The following is an 18,893-nucleotide window of genomic DNA, read 5'->3' as shown; positions in this document are numbered from 1 at the left end:
TTTATTTTTTGTTTAAACTAAATCCAAAATCCAAATCGTTTTCAAATGAAATACAAATACACCAATCACCTTCTAATGATATAAAGTAGTGGTGCTGTGGGATATCTAAAAAATAGACTAGTAACTCTTCTAGATGTTTTAATTCAAACTGGTACCCAAACTCTGTAAGGTTATCCCCTATGTAAATTACTTGTAAGTTATTATCTAAATATTTTTCTTTTAATTCAGTTATAAATAGAAGAGCATCAGAAAGTAACGATTCATGATTTGAGCTCTTACTATGATGTTTATTGGTTTGTAGCCAATCTATTTTTGAACCAGCAAAATCAAATTTTTGGTCTATTAAGTCTAAATAAATTTTTGGATTTTTATGTACTTTGACATATTTAAGAAGGTCTTTTAATTCCAAATCCTTTATTAGATCTTCATCATAAGAATTCAATAAAATTAACCCCTTTTGTGTTTTTTAATGTCTTTCTTGTCAAAATCCATAGGAATCGCTGTTTCGACATTTTGTTGCAATCAATTCAGTGTACAATGCCATTGTAGCTTGCTGATCCGTCTCTGACAAAGCATATTCATCTTTTTGACCGAGTTATATTAGCAAAACTTCATTCTTCTATGTTCAATCCAAATAATAAATATAGTGCTGAGTTGAAGAATCTATTGTCATCCCCATTTTTTCATACAATTGTTGTGCTTTTATATTAGAAGTCGCTGTTTCTAAACAGATAAATCGGGCCCCTTTTTCGTTTGCAAATGAAAATGCTTTTTTCATCAATTGCTTACCTATCCCCTTTTGACGAAAATCGTTTATAACAAACAAATCATTTAAAATGAACGCATCTTTCATCGCGACAGATGAAAATGTTGGATACAATTGGACAAATCCTAAATACTGTTCATCTTGCTTTGCAACAAACAAAATAGACTCTTGTTTACGGTATCGTTCCGCTAGAAAATGATAAGCACCTTCTACATTAGAAAGCTGCTTATAAAATTGGCGATATTGATCAAACAGAACCGCAACTTGCATTAAATCATTTTCATTCGCTCTTACTATATCCATTCTTCTAACCCCTTTTCGTATCAATTAGTAGTATAATAATCGATATTCTGACATGTGAAAATGTACAGATTTATACTTTATAAAATGTCAGAAGGGAGGAATGAAGAGATGAAACATTATGTTTTCCCTTTCAGTGTCAATCAACCAAAATATAAACAAATTTATGAGCAATTTAAAACATTAATCGAGGAGGGAAATTTAAAAACAGGAGAAAATCTTCCTTCAATTCGTTCACTAGCAGATGATCTAGGTGTTAGTCGCCACACAACACTACAAGCATATGATCAATTATTAGCTGAAGGATACATTCAAGCCAATGAGCGTAAAGGCTATACTGTCAATGAATTTGAACCGATATTTCTTCACACTCCTATTCTTGAAGTACCTAGAACTCAACCAACACCATCGATCGATTTCATTGATTTCAAAGCAAGTGCTGTTGATGAGGAACAATTCCCTTTAAAAGTTTGGCGGCAAATTTCCAACAGAGTCCTGCAGCAATCCATTAGCTTTCAATATGGAAATCCTTTTGGAGAGCCGGAGTTTAAACAAGAACTGGCTGATTACTTATTCCAAGCGAGAGGTATGATCATTAACCCCAAAAACATGATTATTGGAAGTAATACACAACAACTACTGTTGTATTTAGGATTTCTATTAAAAGAAAGTTTTTCTAGTATGATTGTTGAAAACCCTGGTTATAGCGGTGTACGGGAGGTCCTTGATTTACATGGATTTGAAATTGAGAGTATTCCTGCATCAAAACAGGGCGTATTATTGGACTCACTCGCAAATAAAAATGGGAAATTATTGTATATTACACCTTCACATCAATATCCTACTGGTACTGCACTATCGATTCAACAAAGAATGGAATTGATTCAATGGGTACGATCAAATAACGGTTACTTATTAGAGGATGATTACGATGGAGAATTTCGATATGGACAAAAACCATTTCCTGCTTTAGCCTCTTTAGACGCTGCACATGTCATTTATTTTGGGACGTTTTCAAAAGCATTTCTACCTGCTATACGATTAGCATATATGGTTTTACCTGATTCATTAATCAATATCTATATTAGTCAATTTCAACATTTCGAACATAATGCTTCTTTACTGCATCAGCTGACCATGACTGAATTTATGAAAAGTGGGGAATGGACAAAGCATATTAAGCGTATGCGCAATACTTATAAAAGGAAAATGAACTTATTGGTTCAACAAGTTCACCATCTATTTGGAGAGCAGATTGAGATCATTGGTGACAAGGCAGGATTATATATCATGTTACGTATACACACTCCCTTTTCCGAAAAAGAATTAATTGAAAAAGCTCTGCAACAGCATGTAAAAGTTTATCCAACAAGTCATTTATTTATAGAAGATCCACCTGTACTACCTCACATACTGCTCGGTTTCGCAAACCTTTCTCTTGAACAAATCAAAAGAGGTATTTGTTTATTAAAAGAAGCATGGAAATAAGATTGATGGTTCATTTTTTGAAACTTTGAGCGTGAATTTTGTGAATCGACTCTTTATCACAATTTCACTTGACCTTTCTACTTTACCAATTGTGATACGGCTCACCGTCATGTCTCTAATATGAGGTCTAACCAGCATTGATTATGGACAATATAGGAGTAGTCTCTTTTGTAAACTTTCCAAGATTTCTACAGGCATTTCCCTGACCTTGATATCCTCGCCTAGGAAAAATAGCCAATTTGTTATTTCGGATATTTCTTCTGAATGATTAACATCGATAAAAGTCTTTAGAATGGCTGTAGTTTGGTAAGGGTTCGTATAAGAAATTGACATTTTGAAAGGATGGTATTTTTTGAACTGTGCAATTGCCTTTGGACCAAGTTCAAGGACAAGGTTGATTACTTCCTCCTGCTTACTTAGTTTTTCTAAAATCTTTTTCCTGCTTAATCTATTTTTTGTAGAGCATGGTTCTACATCTGTGAGATTGTCGACAGGCAAAATCCGTTTCTTCTCTTCCTTTAAATCAAAGCCTTCAATCAGCCACAGGCTTTTTTCACGATAAAGGTTCAAAAGGTAAATAGGATAGGACTTTATCACTTTCTCCTCTCTCATGGTAATCAGTAAATATCGATCCAAAATAAGCAGTTGGATTAATTTTTCTAACATGGGATGAGGGAGATCTGTCAAATCAAGCAGGTCAGGATTATTCGGATTAGTCCCTTCAAATAGCAAGAGGCGATTTAAAAGAACAAGGTCATCTTGCTGAGTTTCTGAGATGAGTCCTAGTAATTTTTCAGCTAAAGACTGGCGACTCTTTAAATAAGGGAGTTGTTGGTTTCTCGTGGCCATAAAGGCAATAAAAAGAGCTTTAATCTCATTATCGGTAAAACGAACAGTTGGCAGGACAGAGTTGTTCATCACAAAATATCCCCCGTCCCTTCCGACTTCTGCGACAAGCGGCATCCCCATAGCTTCAATTTCTCTGATGTCTCTAATTGCTGTCGAACGAGAGATATTAAATTCTCTCATGATTTCAGAAATTGTAAAGTGGGCGCGGTTGTTAATATAACGCATGATGGTATTAATCCGTTCAACTTTTTTCATCTGGTCCCTCTAAACAGTATCATTTTTTGACATGGTTTAAGCCTATTATATACCTATCAAGTGAAAGAAAGAATCATTTGATTCATTTTTTGAAGAGGATGTGTAGAATATGACAGATTATATACTAGAAGAAAAAGACAGCTTTAACGTGTTAGGTATTGGAACTGAACTTAAGAGTCATTACACAGACTATGCGGGCATCACGAAGGAAAAAGCAGACTTTTGGCAAGCAGTCACACAAGAAGGTAAGCTTGACACTTTAAAAGCCATTGCCACAAATGACTATATTTTTATCGTAAACGAAGCGGTAAATAACAAGCTGATGCATTATGTCGGGGTCATGACAGAGGAATCGTTACCAGAAGCAGACAGAGTGATTCAATTTCCTAAAGGGGAATATCTAATCGTTAAAGGGGAAGCTAAAACGGCTGATGAATTGCATCAAACGCTTACTGGTATTGCATTTGGTCAAGTCTTGCCTGAAGCAAAGAATTTCGCCTATGTTGGTGGACCAAATGCAGTGGTAGAGATGGGTCAGCGAAACGGCTTATTACTTGGTGAGATGTGGATTCCTGTTGTACGGAAATAAGAAGGATATGGAGGGATAGAAATGGCTTATATCGTTGATTTTAAAAATGTGTCTACGATTGGTTTAGAGTCTTCACCTGTAGCAGAAGCACTTGCTGGCTTACGAGCTAATGAGGCTCGTTACTTTATGAACAAATATAAGCATGAATTTACAGTATTGCCTGCTAGCGAAAGTCAAGATACCCTTGATTATGTGAACCGAGTGTTAAAAGAAGAACGTGAATTAGAGTTTGCAGCCAAACCTTTAGAAACGGCAAGTTTTCAAGTAGAAAATATCAAATGGACCTACGTCTTTTATGAGGATGGTCTTGCAATTAACGTCCTGTATACATTGGATGACCCGAAAAAACGTGCTGTTGGTTTTAAGCTTTCTGAAGGTATGGAAGTACCAAAGGAATTAGAAGGGAAATTTAAATTTGCTAGGCAGAAGTCTAAACTAGCTGGAACGATTCGTGGGTCATTTTTTAAAATTAAAGGGGAATATTGAACTCGAATTTGTGAATCTGATTGAACAAATAAATTAAAATTATTTCCCCTTCTAAACAGAGCAGCATTCTCTATGTATTATTAGAGGATGTTTTTCTGTTTATTGTACCAACTTCATTTCTTATGAAAAAGTTCGCTGTTAAAGTGGCTTGGCTATTTCACTGTTTAACATCTATACTTTTTTCAGACCTATATTCAAAGAAAATGATGTAAAGTATCCCTCATTCAAAAAACACTCACCATAAAATCTAATTAAATTTATTAATTGTATTGTCTTTAATCATCCTACTAATTTCAATACATAATTGCTCAACTATTTTCAGAGGTTGCTTTTGTCAATTGGCCAATCTATATCTTTCAAATGCCTTCCTTAACACCTCACTAATAGTTTTCTTATCCTGGGGATACTCTGTAATATACATGTTACAGACTTGCTCAAGATAATAGTAGAATGTTTGATAATCAACAATAACCTCATCATCATGAAGTGCAAATAGTACTCCATGAAAGGGCTCCTCGTCGGGTTCCAGATCATTTGGAAATGAGCAATCAACATCGTTAATTCCATAACCTACTCCCGTAGATAAATGCTGAACAATATTTACAAAGCTATCATCAGTAATGGCATTGAAAAAAGCCACCACAGGAAAATGTTCATCTCTTAACATTTGAGTTTCTAAAATTTTTTTTAACATACTCTGAATCCTCCCACCTATAATTCAGGATAAAACGAGATCACTGCCCCATCCTTATCTGTATAACCTCTCCATTTTATACCTTGTCCATTATAACCTTCCCATTAATCGAGGGCTTTTTCATACCAAGGCGGTTGGCGAGCGCTTCTTGTTCCTTTGCGATCTCGCGGGCTTCTTCTTGTTCTTTTTTGATTTTCAGATATTCAGAAGTTTGCTTCTCAATATCGCTTTTTGCCTTGTAGATTTCACTATTTTGATACGCTTTCTTGTCAAAATTCATAGGCGAAATCGCTTTTCCATCATTTGTCGCATTCATCATTTCAGCGTACAATGCCATTGTAGCTTGCTGTTCCGTCTCTGACAAAGCATATTCATCTTTTAAATTTTGATCAAACTCTCTTAGATCTTTGACCGTCTTTTTTCGTTCATCTTCCGCATCTTCTATTTTTTCATCAAAGGTTTGACTATCAAATACCTCTAGAGAAATGAGGTCATCAATGTCTTGAAAAATGGTTTTGAGTGCCTTTTTTTGATCCTTTACAATGCTTTTGGCGTTTTTGATGCCCATATGTACTGCGTTGTCTAAAAAGTGTTCCTCTATAAAGGTATCGCCGCCAAAGCTCGTATCATCCAGTGTTCCAGGAACACCTTCATGAAAGGCTTTTTGCTTATCAATGAAGCTAATAAACATGTCTACATTTCCAGCAAGCTCTTTATAAAAGCTTTTAATATTATCGGCACCTTTCCCAGTGAAATCATCACCAAGATTGGCAACATCTTGTAATGCCTTTTTTAAATCTACCATTTGTTCACGGAGTTCCTGATAGTGTTTTGCCCTTGTGTCCATGGCACTGGTTAGTGCTTTTGCATCAAGTATCTTACCCAGAAGAATTCACTCCTTCCTATTCATTGACAAGGTCAATTTTACCAATACAAGGAATGTCATGAAATGGGAATAAAGATACAAAAACAGCTTCTATTTGATCAGAGAAAGGTGCGTTTCTTCAAAAAACGGACACCAATCAAAGCATTTAAAGTGCTCAATGATCAGTGTCCGCAGGTTCTTCTTTCTGGACAACATATTCGGTTCGTTTTTCTTGTCTATTATACGATGATCCACATAAAAAAAGTTCTTATTCAGGATGTATTTATTTACGCAGTAATGGCTGAGTCGTGCATCGGAAAGCGCCACCAAAGCTTCTTGTTATTTTAAAATCAACATATTCCACTTTGATATCTCTTTTTTCTAATTCTTTTCCAATTGTATTTTTATATGCTATATCTGTTACATATACTTTTTCATTAATCGGTAGCCCATTAATAGCCAAATTTTGCGCATCTTTGTAGCTTACTTTTATTTTATCCCAATCTTTTAATTCATCTGGAATTCCGTTTGGTAGTGAGTCTTCATTCACAATCATTAGACCGTCTCGCACAAAACTAATGGCGCAATCAAGATGAAGTGTATTTTTTTCGAGTTTTACTTCAACTACTTTATAACCATCTGGTGTTAAATAATTACGGAGCCAATCGATTCCTTCTTTATTAGATGCTTGACCAGAGTTTCCAACAAAAATTGTTTTCCCGTACACAAGAATATCTCCACCCTCTAAAAACGGGCCAGTCTTTGAATTTATCCCCTTTGAAACATCGGGCTGTGGAACAGCAACATATGGATTCTTGTTTGCTTTTACTTCTTTTAAAAGGATATCTCTTGCTGGAAGAACTTCTAGTCTACGGTAGCTTGAAAAGAACGATCCTTCGATTATGTGATTTCCGATTGTAAAGAATGGATCTCTCACAAAGAAATTCGTAGCACCTGCTCCACCAGTTATACCATTTTCAGCTAAACCTAATTTCTTTTCATCCTCTGTTAAAAGGCGTGGCATTTGGGTGTCTACATCGTATTTCTGAAGTACTTTTTTAAACTCTTCACGCTCTTTTTCCATTTTGATTTGAATATCTTTCATATCTTCCATCATGTTTGGGCCGCTATCTTCCTCCGGAAAATAAACTTCAGACTGAGACAAAACGACACGTTTTAATGGAGCGAATTCACTTTCTACATACACACTTCCTTTATTTTTTTCGTTTTCAGCTGAGACTTTTTCCGCTTTTACTTTCACGCTGTCTGAGCTTTTTGACTGCGAACACCCTGTTACAATAATGGCCATTACCGCAGCAAAGCTAACTAAATGAATAAATTTTCTTCTCATTTCAATTAACCCTCCATTTTATTTATTTTGTGGTTAATCAAAATAGTAACGATTAAATCTTAAATATTTATTAACTCTTATGCTTTTTTTATTTTTAAAGTGGAAAGGTTTCAGCTTATGGTAACAATCCTTTTTCATCTCTAAACCTTTGAATCTATTCAAGTGATAGTTCACCGAATTCATCTTCTGTATATCAGATCCAAAGAAATCTAAAATTCTTCATCCAGTGCAGGTTTATTTTTTTCATTTAAAAAAGCACACCTAAAAATTATCAAGCCCTAAATTGAAAATAAGTTAAATAAATGAAAGGGTATAACATATTTTATATGACTTATATGTTATACCCTTTCTTCTTAAACTAACTTCACCTGTTAGCATTATTATTTTATTTTTTTTAGCATTTTAAAATTAGCCAACTTAACCCCCTTTTTTTCCACAGTTTGTGAACAAACAATTTTGTAACCTAGATGTTCAAAAAATGGCTTAGCTGTAATACTTGCTTCGGTATCAATTTCTAAAAGCTTTAGTTTCTTTGCCTCAGATTCGAGCATATCAACTAAAGCTGTGGCTATACCTTGTCCTTGATAATCTTTATGAACGAATAGTCTATCTAAGTACCCGTTATGCGTTAAATCGCTAAAACCAACAACTTTATCATTAACTTTAGCAACAAATGTTATATTTTGTTCCAATGATTCCTTCCAAGAATTAATTTTAAATTCTTTTTCATCTCTTGGTGCCCAAGCATCCAATTGTACTTGGGAATAATCTTTTGAATTTACGGAATGAACTGTTTCATAAAACAATGAAATAATCTCTTTTGTATCCGTATCCTTAAACTTTATAATCTTCACTTTCTGTTATACCTCCCCTTTTTAGGATAAGCATCCTAATATACTTATAATTATTTCATCAACTTCTTCTTGCGCTATACTGCTCCGTTAGTTGAAGGAGGGAGAACGTTGTTCTCTCTTATAAATTTTTATAGACATCTGCATATGCTACTTTCAGTTGCTCTCTTAATTGCCTATTTTCCTCTTCCAACTTTTTGTTTTTTCTTTTTAGAGATGCAATGAGAGCATCTTTGTTGTTTTCGTTCATTTCTCGCTTTACTTGTGTAGTTAACGCATCAGTGTGCTTTCTTACGATTTAGACTTAAGCAATTGCAGCTCTTGTTCCATTATTTCAGCTGCTTCTGAAATGAATTGAATGATTAAATCTAATTCTTCTGGTTTGTATTCGTTTGTGAGCTGTTTGGTTGATGTTGATAAGGATTGGAAGAGTTCTTTCACCTGTGATTTCCCAGCTGTTAGTGGGACAATGATGACTCTTCGTTTGTCCTTTGGGTCTTTTTCTCTTTTTGCGTAGCCCGCTTTTTCAAGCCGGTCAATGAGTGCTGTTACTGCACCGGAGCTAAGGCCTGTTTTTTCACTTAATTCCCCCGCTGTGAGGGGGCCGAGTTCGTTTAATAGATCGGCGGATTTGAGATCTGTTGGAAAAAGGCCGAGCGATTGAGCGGCTGCTTGGTGGAATAAAACGGTTCGTGTGGCGAGGCGCCTCATTGTATGTATGATCTGGGCTGCTCTGTCTTCAGCCTCGTTCTTTATTGACAACTTGTTCTCCTCCCTTTAAAATCAATTTATCTTGATCATCAAGATAAATGTTCTCTTACTTTATGGTTAAGTTGATCATAGCAAAAATAATGAGAGAACGTAAGCAGGAGGTAAATGAAATGAATCATGTGGATAAAGGCAAGGCATCCACTCGCTTTGTTGTCATCGGTTTGCTGTTAGGGATTTTTATGGCAGCGATGGACAATACCATTGTTGCAACAGCAATGGGAAGTATCGTAGCAGATTTAGGCAGTTTTGATAAATTTGCTTGGGTGACGGCTTCTTATATGGTGGCAGTGATGGCCGGAATGCCGATTTACGGAAAGCTTTCTGATATGTATGGTCGAAAGCGTTTTTTTCTGTTTGGACTTATTTTCTTTTTAATTGGATCAGCGCTGTGCGGTATCGCACAAACGATGGATCAGCTCATTATTTACCGAGCCATTCAAGGGCTTGGAGGCGGTGCACTTCTACCGATCGCATTCACGATTATCTTCGACATCTTCCCGCCTGAAAAGCGCGGAAAAATGTCTGGTATGTTTGGAGCAGTCTTTGGTTTATCAAGTGTACTCGGACCGCTTTTAGGTGCTATTATTACGGATTCGATCGGCTGGCATTGGGTTTTCTATATTAACGTGCCAATCGGTATTGTCAGTGTCTTCTTGATCGCCAGATACTATCAGGAGTCGCTTGAACATCGTAAGCAGAAAATCGACTGGTCAGGTGCCATTACACTTGTCGTTGCGGTTGTCAGCTTAATGTTCGCGCTTGAGCTTGGCGGTAAATCTTATGCTTGGGATTCGGTGCAAATCCTCACACTTTTTGCTGTATTTCTTGTGTTCGGTACGATCTTCTTTATTGTTGAGCGTAAGGCTGAGGAGCCGATTATCTCATTTTGGATGTTTAAAAATCGTTTATTTGCGACATCTCAAATTTTAGCGTTTTTATATGGCGGGACATTTATTATTCTTGCTGTCTTTATTCCTATTTTCGTGCAAGCGGTGTACGGTGAATCTGCGACAAGTGCAGGGTTCATTTTAACACCGATGATGATTGGATCAGTCATTGGCAGTATGATTGGCGGAACGATGCAGACGAAAGTGCCTTTCAGACGTCTGATGACCATCTCTGTCATTTCATTTTTCGCTGGGATGCTGCTGCTTGCCAATATGTCACCAGATACAGCAAGACTGTGGCTCACACTCTTTATGATGATATCAGGCTTTGGCGTCGGGTTCAGCTTCTCCCTTCTGCCGTCAGCTTCAATGAATGATCTTGAGCCGCGCTACCGAGGCAGTGCAAACTCGACCAATTCATTCATGAGATCACTTGGAATGACCCTGGGTGTCACGATTTTCGGAACGATTCAAACCAATGTGCTGACAAATCGTTTGGCAGATGCCTTTAGCGGAATGAAAGGAGCCCCTTCTCAAGTAGGCGATCCACAGGCTATTTTCCAAGAAGGTGCCCGCTCACAAATTCCGCCAGATATTTTAAATAAAGTCATCGATGCGATGTCACAAAGTATTACGTACGTATTTTTGCTTGCGTTATTCCCGATTGTACTTGCGGCGATTACGGTCGTATTTATGGGAAATGCACGGGTACGCACATCTAATGAAATGAAAGAAAACGAATAAAGGGAAAAAGCAGAGCGATAGCGGCTCTGCTTTTTTTCGTCTTATTGATATAATGGATGGGCTTTGCCCTCACTGCCAACGATTCGTATTTTCGATTGGACCATGTCTTTTGCTGCTTGTTTTGCTTTTTGTAAATACATACGTGGATCTAAACTTTCAGGTTCGTTTGAGAAATGATCACGTATCGCCTCGGAATATGCATTTTTCAGTTCAGTTGAGACATTCACCTTAGCCATACCAAGTGCCACGCATCGCTTGACATCCTCATCTGGTACAGCGGAACCGCCGTGCAAGACAAGTGGTACATCGACCAGTGCTGCAATTTGTTCTATGCGGGCAAAATCGATATCTGGCACCCCTTTATAAATGCCATGGGCAGTACCAATCGCAGGCGCTAAAGTAGGCACCCCAGTTTCTTCTACAAATTGACGGCATTCTGATGGAACGGCTTTTTCAGCATCCTTTTCGTCGACAACGATATCATCTTCTACGCCGCCTACCTTGCCTAGCTCTGCTTCGACATTCACACCTACTTTTAATGCAAGATCCACGACTTCTTTTGTCCGGCGTACATTTTCCTCATACGAATGCATGGATGCATCGATCATAACGGATGTATATCCGGCCCTGATACAGGTGAGAATCACATCAAAGTCTGTGCAGTGATCCAGGTGAAGACCGATTGGGATTTGATATTGATCAGCCGCCGCTTTCACTGTATCTGCAATCGCTTTTGCTCCAAGAGATTGAACTGTTCCAACCGTTGTTTGCAAAATCACAGGTGACTTTAATTCTGCGGCAGTTTCGAGCACCCAATAGATACTGTCAAAGGAGTGCACATTGAATGCCACAATTCCGTATTTTTCGTTTTTCGCAGCCTCAAGCATCGGTGTTGTTGAAAGTAAAGGCATGATCAAACATCCTCTCTAGTTAAAATATCCGTTTCTAATACAGCAAGCATGTCTTCATTTGTTCTTGTTTCCAGCAGTTTTTGTCGTTTCGCTTCATCCATTAAGCCTCGTGAAAGGGCAGAAAGAGCCTTTAAATGAGTGGTCCCTGCTTCATTTTTGGGGATCAGTAAGGATAAGAAGAAAAAGCAAGGCTTCCCATCAAAAGCGTCCCATTCAATTCCTGTTTCCGTGCGGACGATCACAAGTGCTGGTTTCGTGATGGCTTCTGTTTGTGTATGCGGAATGGCAAATCCATCTTGAAATCCGGTTGTACTAAGTGCTTCTCTTTCCGCTAAGCCTTTTTTGACATCCTCTGGTGAGGTGCAAATACCTGCTTTGTAGGCAATGTCAGCAATGGCTGCGAAAACACCAGCCTGTGAAGAAGCTGTTTCGTGAAGATTCATATAGATATGTTCCATCATTTCTCTTCCTCCCTCTTAAACTGCGGGTTTGTCTATTTTTTTACGGTAAAGGCCGTATAAAATTGCACCTACAAGTGATCCGATTAGTATGGAAAGCACCCACTGGAATGCCCCTGTGACGACTGGAAGGACAAGGAACCCGCCATGCGGAGCTGGAACCTGTACGCCAAAGAGATACGTCAATATAGCAGAGATGGCGGAACCAAACATGATAATTGGCAGGACAACGACCGGGTTTTTGGCCGCAAATGGGATGGCTCCTTCTGTAATATGTGTCGCCCCCAGAATATAGTTGATGGCGCCTGCATTTCGTTCCTGCGGCGTGAAATGTTTTCGGAAAATGGTTGTAGCAATCGCAATGATAAGCGGCGGTGTGATACATGCTGCTGACACACCTGCCATGAAGTAAAGGTTACCTTCTGCAAGTAAAGCCGTTCCTGTGACATAGGCTGCTTTGTTAAAAGGTCCTCCCATATCAAATCCACACATCGCTCCAACAATTAAACCTAAAAGCAGTGGATTCGTGGATTGAACTGCTGAGAGAAAATCCATTAATGAATTATTTAAGCCTGTGATTGGAACTAATAGAGGTGTCATCACAGCCCCAATTAAGAAAATACCAATGACAGGATAGATGAAAATTGATTTTAATCCGTCAAGTGATGCAGGTAATTTTTGAAGCAGGAATTGAAGAAGTACGATGATATACCCTGCTGCAAAACCAGCGATAATACCACCTAAGAATCCAGCGCCTCCATCATTTGCAAGGAGACCACCTATAAATCCAACGACCATCCCTGGGCGTCTTGCGATCGAATCAGCGATAAATGCTGCTAAAATTGGCACCATTAAACTAAAGCCGAGTCCGCCAATGCTTTTCAAATAGGCAGCAAACGGATGATACGTTTCATGCTTAGGATCAGCAGAGTAGATACCGAATAAGAAAGAAAGGGCAATTAAGACACCGCCTCCAACAACAAATGGCAGCATGTGTGATACACCGTTCATTAAGTGCTTATAGATGGTGTGTATCCATTTATTTGCCGACTTTTGTTGAGTGGATGAAGGAGCAGATGGTTTCTCCGTTCCAGAAGTTCTTCCTTTCACTTGATGAACGGGGGCATCTCCATTGATAATGCCTTGGATCAGTTCATTTGGCGTGCGGATACCCTTCGCTACAGGCACTTCAATCAGTGGTTTGCCGTGAAAACGATCTGTATTTACATCTTTGTCAGCTGCCACAATGACCCCATCTGCTTCCATAATGTCTTGATCAGTTAAAGCGTTTTCAATTCCTACTTGACCATGCGTTTCAACTTTGATGTCTACCCCTAGTTGCTCGGCAGCGATTTTTAATGCTTCAGCTGCCATGAATGTGTGTGCAATGCCTGTTGGACAGCCGGTTGCAGCGACAATTTTTTTACGGCTCATGTGTTATTCCCCCTTATATCTTCTGAATGTGTATATGCTCAATCAATGAATCAATGTCATGTAAATCACTTAAGCCTTTCGAAAACGCAGTGGATGCTCCCGTTGCAATGCCGTAACGTAAGCACTCTTCAGATGAATGACCTTCAAGCTGTTTACTAAGAAAGGCTGCGAGCATCGCATCTCCAGAGCAAGCGGTATTTACTACAGTGCCTGTCGGTGCGTTTCCTTTTAAGACGGCGTCTTTCGTAATGAACAAAGCCCCTTCTCCCCCGCGGGAAATAAGCACTTGCTCTGCACCCATCTCAATGAGCTTCTCTCCTGATTGAATGAGTTCTTTTTCTGACAAAGGATGTGTTTTGCCGAAAAAAGCAGCGATTTCTTCTTCATTCGGTTTTAATAAATACGGCTTGTATTGAAGCGTCTCAAGAACTGCTGCGGAGCTTGTGTCTAAAATGAACTTGACCTTCTGTTGATGACAAATAGCTGCTACTTCTGAAAAAATGCTGGCAGGAACGCCTTTTGGCAGACTGCCTGACATGATAAGGATGCCTCCCTGCGGGATAGCCGCAATTTTCTCACGAAAGGCGTGAAGCGCTTTTTCTTCAATCGCTGGACCTTGATTCACGAGCTTGTATTCTTCTGTCGTATTGATAAAAACATTAATGCGTGTGATGCCTTCAACCGAGATAAAATCGGTCTGAATGGAGAGATCCTTTAAGGATTGTTCAATATAAGAGCCTGAAAACCCAGCAATAAATCCTAAAGCAGTGCTGGTGAAGCCATATTTCTTTAACATAATCGACACGTTCACGCCTTTTCCATTCGGCTGATAATCTTCATCTTCTGTGCGATTGACTGCATTTGCCCGCATTTCTTTTAATGCAATATATAGGTCAATAGCAGGATTTAAGGTGCAGGTATAAATCAATTGGTTTCACCTTCTTTCTTTTCTCTAAAGAAAGTATCTCATACGATTCGGTGAAAATGTTTTCAGAATGTGTAAAGGTTTTCATGAGAAAAAGCCTTCCAGATCAAAGTCTCGAAGGCTTTCTTATTGGTTATTTCATTCGGATCACATAGGCGTCGAGTAAAATGCGGGCAATGACATGAAGAGACAGGCGGGATCTGACTTCATAATCTGGGAAGAAAGATTGTTCCCCTTTATATCCGACTAGTGTCATGTCTGATATTTTGCTTAATGTAGAATCTATTCTTGTCGTGACAGTAATGGTTGTCACTTGCTTCATGCTGAGGTTTTGACACGCTTCAACGAGCTCAGCTGTTTCACCATTTAATGAAACAAAGATGGCAAGCTCACTTTTTTCAATGTCTCGCGATTTCAGCCGAATGATATTGGGATCATCGTGTACTTCACATGTTTTTCCGATGAGCTGTAATTTGATGGTCATCTCTTTGGCGATCATCTCTGAGAAGCCTCTGCCGAAAATATAAATTTTGTCTGCATTATGTATTTTTTGAACGGCATCTTCAATTTGCCCAATACTTTGCAGCTGTATCGTTTTTAAAACCTCTTCTTCATTTTTCCGAATCGCTAGTTTGATGTCTTCATCAATATTTTTGAGCTGGTCGCTTGCATCTGTCATTTTCTTTTCTTGTTTCAATCGATATTTAAAGGATGTATAGCCGTTATAGCCAATTTTTTTCATCAGCCTGACTATCGTGGCAGTCGATACATTGGCTCTTTCGCTTAAAGTGACAATGGATAAGGTGGAGATATCCTCTAAATGCTTGTGAATATAATTGAGTAAATAACGTTCTGTTTCACTTAACGTTTGATATACATCGCTTGGGATGTTAAATAATGATTCATTCAATTCGATTCCCCCTTACTCATTTCATACTATAATTAATTGCCCAATAAAAACAAGATGATTCTTTTGTCATATATTTTGATGAACGGCGAAAATGAGTGAAATTTTAATTTTGACATAAACTAAGGAAAAGTTGTGTCTATGTGAAAGGAGCTGATCCGTATGCTTCATCTTTTGTTTTATCTGATCCTTCTCTATGTCGTTTATGTCTTTTTGACCGCATTTGTTTTGTTTTATTTACCGATACAAAAAACATGCAAAGAACATTGTATCTATAAAGCCTCTTCGATCTCAGGCGACGATCAGGGTACAAATCAAGTGATGCTTCTTGACGATGGTTTTGAGTCTGGTCAGGCCAGAATCCAAATGATACGTGAGGCAAAGAGGATAATCCGCCTTAGCTACTATTCCATTCAAAAGGGAAAAACAGCCGAATGGGTACTAGGTGCTTTAATTGAAGCCGCTGATCGAGGAGTGAAAGTCCAGCTGCTTTTAGACGGCATTTGCCACAGCTTGCGTGGACCGCTAAAGGATTTACGATATGCCGTGGCAAATCACCCGAACATGGCCATTCGGTTTTATGAGCCTTTTCGGTTATTTCAGCCATGGACGTGGCATAACCGCCTTCATGATAAGCTGCTGCTGGCAGATGGCCGAGTGGCTATAATGGGCGGAAGAAATATCGGTGATAAATACTTTGCAGATCAGCCCCCGAAAGACTTTGCATTTGACCGCGATGTGCTGCTCTATAACGACAAAAAAGGAAAAGTATTAGATGAAATGGAGCAATATTTCGTTTATTTATGGAATCATGACTTTACGAAAAGAACAAAAGCTGTATTCTCTAAACGAAAAGCAAAAAAAGGCTTAAAACTAAGAAAGAAACTGCTTAGATCCTATCAGGAGGCAGTGCATGCGAAAGAACCTTTTGTGATGTCGTCCTTTAATTGGGCAGCAGATGGCACCTCAGTGAAACAGATTGCATTTTTTACAAATCCTGTGGAGCGTTTCAATAAGCGTCCTCTTGTGCTGAAAAAACTAAACGATCTTGCTCACCGGGCAAAGCGTTCTGTGCTCATACAGACGCCCTATGTCATCCCGACACGTCCCATGAAAGACGGCCTCACTCCCTTAGCTAGCGGGATTCAAACGACAGTTGTCACGAATTCTCTTACAGCGACGCCAAATCCGTTAGCTTTTGCAGGTTACTTAAGCACGAAAAAGGAACTGATGAAAACAGGCGTTCATTTGTACGAATATGAAGGTCCGTATTCCATTCATGCGAAATCAATGGTCATTGATGATTATTTAAGTATTATCGGAACATATAATTTAGATGCGAGGTCTAGTTTTTTAAATACAGAGTCGATTTTGGTCATCGATAGTGCCCCGTTTGCGCTATCACTTACTGAGGCAATTGAACAGAAAATCGCTTATAGTTATCTCGTCGCGAAGGATAAAGCAGCTTATAAAGCGGGGTCATATGGGCAGAAAAAAAAGCCTTTAATGAAAAGGCTCCTTTTAAATGGTTTATCCGCGATAACCATTCTATGGCGGCGGTTGATCTAAAGGGCAGCTACTCTTGTGGCAGCCCTTTTCCTTCTGATTGCTCCTCTTCTGCTGACTCCAATTTGGTCAATTTAAACACCAAGATCCCCGCAACAATCACAATGACACCTAATAGTTTTGTGGTAGAAAATTCCACCTTCTCTAACCCAAGCCAGCCGAGCGAATCGAACAAAAGCGCGGAGCCGAGCTGTGAAATCAGGACAATCGAGATTCCATAAGTCGGACCAAGACGTTTAATGCTTTGAACGAGGCAGATGACCACCCCTACTCCAATGGCTCCGCTAATCCAGTACCACGCTTCCATATGTCTTAATTGAAACATGCCGGTTCCTTCTAACAAAAGACCCATCAAAAGTGAAGCAATAAAGCCCATACCTAGAACGAGAGTGGTCGTTGACCAAGAGCCTGTCTGCTCATTGACCTTACTGTTAAAAATGGTTTGTAAGCTGACAAGTGCGCCAGCTGCAATGGCTAATCCTATTCCTATGATCATGTATGTATCCCTTCATTTCTTCTATTCATAAATGTTTCGCTCCGCTATTTCTAAGAGTCCTTCCCGGTCAAGAATCGTAATCTCTCCTCTTTGCCTCTCGATCAGCCCTTTTTCACAAAATTGCTGAATCACCCTGTTAATATGTCGGTAGCTTGTACCAATTAAGCTCGCCGCATCTGTGAGACGAAGTGCGCTCGCGCTGTTATCGCCTGTTAATACGGACAATAAGTAGCTTGCGAGCCTGACCTCTACAGGATATAAAAGATGGAAGCTCAAATCGTTTGATTTCGTATAAAATTTGTTTGTGATGCCCTTTAGTAAAAAGGTTAAAACACGGGGATCATCCTTCGCATGGCGCATGAGCGCTTGATGAGAAATCCTTAGCATATGTACTTCTGTGACAGCCTCCACTGTATTGACCATATCTGTCTGCTGAACGTATTCAATATCTCCAATCGCTTCTAGAGGATGTTTAAAAGAAAGAATAAAGGTCTTCCCTTCTTTTGTGGTGGTGAAAATCTTTAATTTTCCTTTTACTAACAAGTACAAGTGCTCCCTCTGATCTCCCTTTGAACAAATCAGCTCACCTTGCTCATAGCGCCATAAGCTGACGTGTGATATGAGTTTCTGATGAAAGACGTTTTCTAATTCATGTGCCTTGAGATAAGAGGAAAAAAGTGATTTATCATGAAGCTCCTCCATCTAACGCCCTCCTTTATAGCTTTAAAATGATCACGCCTGCGATCATCAATAGAATTCCAGCATAATGCGGCCATTTCATTTTCTTTTTCTGTACACCAAACCATCCTTTTGCATCGATTGCAAAGGTGAAAGCAAGCTGTGCAATGAGTAAAGCAGCGATGGTCAGTGTGACACCGATCATTTGAATCGCAGTCACTTCGTTGAAAATAATAATGGCTGCAAATGCGCCGCCTATTAAATAAAGCGGCTTCACCTTTCGATATTCTCGAAAGTGTCCGTCACGTACGATCAGTAAAATGATCAGTGCGATCATAAAACCGGTCAGCTGCGTGATGGTTGCCGCCTGCCATGTCCCGATATCCTGGCTGATTCTTGCGTTTGCTACGCCTTGCAGTGTAATACAAGCGCCTCCTAATAAAGCGAAAATAACACCTTTCATTCGTTCAAATGCTCCTTCTTTTTCAGTCTAGTTCCATTAAAAGATAGATGCCCTCATGTTGAAAAGGACATATGTCCCACTTTGCGTATTATATCAGAAACTTTTTCTTTTACAGTTGCATCGTTTTAGATTTTTCACAGTGGGTACAGTTTTATATCA

Annotated in this window: 20 protein-coding genes and 2 pseudogenes; 5 read left to right on the top strand and 17 right to left on the bottom strand. The window is 38.9% G+C overall.

Annotation, left to right across the window (positions count from 1 at the left end; genetic code table 11):
• Window position 1: 1 nt before the first annotated feature.
• Together JVX94_RS04970 and JVX94_RS04965 are read right to left on the bottom strand one after the other, a co-directional pair.
• Window positions 2-442, bottom strand: coding sequence for a rhs-associated protein (locus JVX94_RS04970; RefSeq protein WP_205184744.1), 441 nt, complete (start codon window positions 440-442; stop codon window positions 2-4).
• 183 nt (window positions 443-625) lie between these two features.
• The gene (locus JVX94_RS04965) at window positions 626-1,069 is read right to left on the bottom strand and encodes a GNAT family N-acetyltransferase (protein ID WP_144470704.1); all 444 of its coding nucleotides are present in this window, start codon (window positions 1,067-1,069) and stop codon (window positions 626-628) included.
• Window positions 1,070-1,177: 108 nt separating this feature from the next.
• Here JVX94_RS04965 and pdxR point away from each other — a divergent pair, with 108 nt between their 5' ends.
• Window positions 1,178-2,554, top strand: coding sequence for a MocR-like pyridoxine biosynthesis transcription factor PdxR (gene pdxR, locus JVX94_RS04960; RefSeq protein ID WP_205184742.1), 1,377 nt, complete (start codon window positions 1,178-1,180; stop codon window positions 2,552-2,554).
• A gap of 141 nt (window positions 2,555-2,695) precedes the next feature.
• Here pdxR and JVX94_RS04955 read toward each other — a convergent pair whose 3' ends face one another.
• On the bottom strand, window positions 2,696-3,658 hold the full coding sequence (locus JVX94_RS04955) for a helix-turn-helix transcriptional regulator (protein WP_144470710.1): 963 nt from the start codon (window positions 3,656-3,658) through the stop codon (window positions 2,696-2,698).
• A 109-nt stretch (window positions 3,659-3,767) separates the two neighbouring features.
• On the opposite strand from JVX94_RS04955, the gene JVX94_RS04950 reads away from it, so the two are divergent.
• Window positions 3,768-4,247, top strand: coding sequence for a GyrI-like domain-containing protein (locus JVX94_RS04950; RefSeq protein ID WP_095408665.1), 480 nt, complete (start codon window positions 3,768-3,770; stop codon window positions 4,245-4,247).
• Window positions 4,248-4,268: 21 nt separating this feature from the next.
• Window positions 4,269-4,733, top strand: a complete 465-nt coding sequence (locus JVX94_RS04945; RefSeq protein ID WP_034622069.1) for a DUF8821 family protein — start codon at window positions 4,269-4,271, stop codon at window positions 4,731-4,733.
• Window positions 4,734-5,067: 334 nt separating this feature from the next.
• On the opposite strand, the gene cdiI is transcribed toward JVX94_RS04945, so the two are convergent.
• The 6 genes and pseudogenes from cdiI to JVX94_RS04920 all read right to left on the bottom strand — a co-directional run bounded on the left by cdiI (window position 5,068) and on the right by JVX94_RS04920 (window position 9,205).
• Entirely contained in the window at window positions 5,068-5,427 is a 360-nt protein-coding gene (gene cdiI / locus JVX94_RS04940; protein ID WP_240193801.1) for a ribonuclease toxin immunity protein CdiI, read from the bottom strand.
• Window positions 5,428-5,534: 107 nt separating this feature from the next.
• Window positions 5,535-6,274, bottom strand: a pseudogene (locus JVX94_RS04935) (T7SS effector LXG polymorphic toxin); the annotation flags it as partial.
• Window positions 6,275-6,575: 301 nt separating this feature from the next.
• Window positions 6,576-7,643, bottom strand: coding sequence for a dimethylarginine dimethylaminohydrolase family protein (locus JVX94_RS04930; protein ID WP_205184740.1), 1,068 nt, complete (start codon window positions 7,641-7,643; stop codon window positions 6,576-6,578).
• Window positions 7,644-8,023: 380 nt separating this feature from the next.
• Window positions 8,024-8,497, bottom strand: coding sequence for a GNAT family N-acetyltransferase (locus JVX94_RS04925; protein ID WP_205184738.1), 474 nt, complete (start codon window positions 8,495-8,497; stop codon window positions 8,024-8,026).
• Between the two features lie 118 nt (window positions 8,498-8,615).
• Window positions 8,616-8,759, bottom strand: a pseudogene (locus tag JVX94_RS19530) (DUF6262 family protein); the annotation flags it as partial.
• Window positions 8,760-8,785: 26 nt separating this feature from the next.
• The gene (locus JVX94_RS04920; RefSeq protein WP_223250989.1) at window positions 8,786-9,205 is read right to left on the bottom strand and encodes a MarR family winged helix-turn-helix transcriptional regulator; all 420 of its coding nucleotides are present in this window, start codon (window positions 9,203-9,205) and stop codon (window positions 8,786-8,788) included.
• A gap of 170 nt (window positions 9,206-9,375) precedes the next feature.
• On the opposite strand from JVX94_RS04920, the gene JVX94_RS04915 reads away from it, so the two are divergent.
• Window positions 9,376-10,896, top strand: a complete 1,521-nt coding sequence (locus tag JVX94_RS04915) for an MDR family MFS transporter (RefSeq protein ID WP_205184736.1) — start codon at window positions 9,376-9,378, stop codon at window positions 10,894-10,896.
• A gap of 41 nt (window positions 10,897-10,937) precedes the next feature.
• Here JVX94_RS04915 and JVX94_RS04910 read toward each other — a convergent pair whose 3' ends face one another.
• From JVX94_RS04910 to JVX94_RS04890, 5 genes are all read right to left on the bottom strand, one after another.
• Window positions 10,938-11,807, bottom strand: coding sequence for a class II fructose-bisphosphate aldolase (locus tag JVX94_RS04910; protein ID WP_095408702.1), 870 nt, complete (start codon window positions 11,805-11,807; stop codon window positions 10,938-10,940).
• Between the two features lie 2 nt (window positions 11,808-11,809).
• Window positions 11,810-12,268 (bottom strand): PTS sugar transporter subunit IIA, encoded by a 459-nt coding sequence (locus JVX94_RS04905; RefSeq protein ID WP_095408703.1) that lies wholly within the window; start codon window positions 12,266-12,268, stop codon window positions 11,810-11,812.
• Between the two features lie 15 nt (window positions 12,269-12,283).
• Window positions 12,284-13,699: a PTS fructose transporter subunit IIC gene (locus tag JVX94_RS04900; protein WP_203129913.1), complete on the bottom strand. Its 1,416-nt coding sequence runs from the start codon at window positions 13,697-13,699 to the stop codon at window positions 12,284-12,286.
• Window positions 13,700-13,712: 13 nt separating this feature from the next.
• Complete coding sequence (pfkB, locus tag JVX94_RS04895) at window positions 13,713-14,627, bottom strand: 1-phosphofructokinase (protein ID WP_205184735.1); 915 nt, start codon at window positions 14,625-14,627, stop codon at window positions 13,713-13,715.
• Window positions 14,628-14,757: 130 nt separating this feature from the next.
• Window positions 14,758-15,534 carry a MurR/RpiR family transcriptional regulator gene (locus tag JVX94_RS04890; protein ID WP_111291178.1) on the bottom strand — a complete coding sequence of 259 codons (777 nt, stop codon included), beginning with the start codon at window positions 15,532-15,534 and terminating at the stop codon, window positions 14,758-14,760.
• A gap of 159 nt (window positions 15,535-15,693) precedes the next feature.
• Here JVX94_RS04890 and JVX94_RS04885 point away from each other — a divergent pair, with 159 nt between their 5' ends.
• Window positions 15,694-17,100, top strand: coding sequence for a phospholipase D-like domain-containing protein (locus JVX94_RS04885; RefSeq protein WP_205184733.1), 1,407 nt, complete (start codon window positions 15,694-15,696; stop codon window positions 17,098-17,100).
• A gap of 7 nt (window positions 17,101-17,107) precedes the next feature.
• On the opposite strand, the gene JVX94_RS04880 is transcribed toward JVX94_RS04885, so the two are convergent.
• From JVX94_RS04880 to JVX94_RS04870, 3 genes are read right to left on the bottom strand one after another with little or no spacing between them, the layout of a single operon-like run.
• Window positions 17,108-17,593, bottom strand: coding sequence for a DMT family transporter (locus JVX94_RS04880; RefSeq protein WP_205184731.1), 486 nt, complete (start codon window positions 17,591-17,593; stop codon window positions 17,108-17,110).
• A gap of 21 nt (window positions 17,594-17,614) precedes the next feature.
• Entirely contained in the window at window positions 17,615-18,295 is a 681-nt protein-coding gene (locus JVX94_RS04875) for a Crp/Fnr family transcriptional regulator (protein ID WP_205184728.1), read from the bottom strand.
• Between the two features lie 13 nt (window positions 18,296-18,308).
• A complete protein-coding gene (locus JVX94_RS04870; RefSeq protein ID WP_111291186.1) occupies window positions 18,309-18,734 on the bottom strand; it encodes a DMT family transporter in 426 nt (141 codons plus the stop codon).
• Between the last annotated feature and the right edge of the window lie 159 nt (window positions 18,735-18,893).

The organism is Bacillus sp. PDNC022, from assembly GCF_016919285.1.
Classification (GTDB): Bacteria; Bacillota; Bacilli; order Bacillales; family Bacillaceae; genus Bacillus; species Bacillus safensis.
This window is presented reverse-complemented; position numbering and strand designations above follow the sequence as displayed.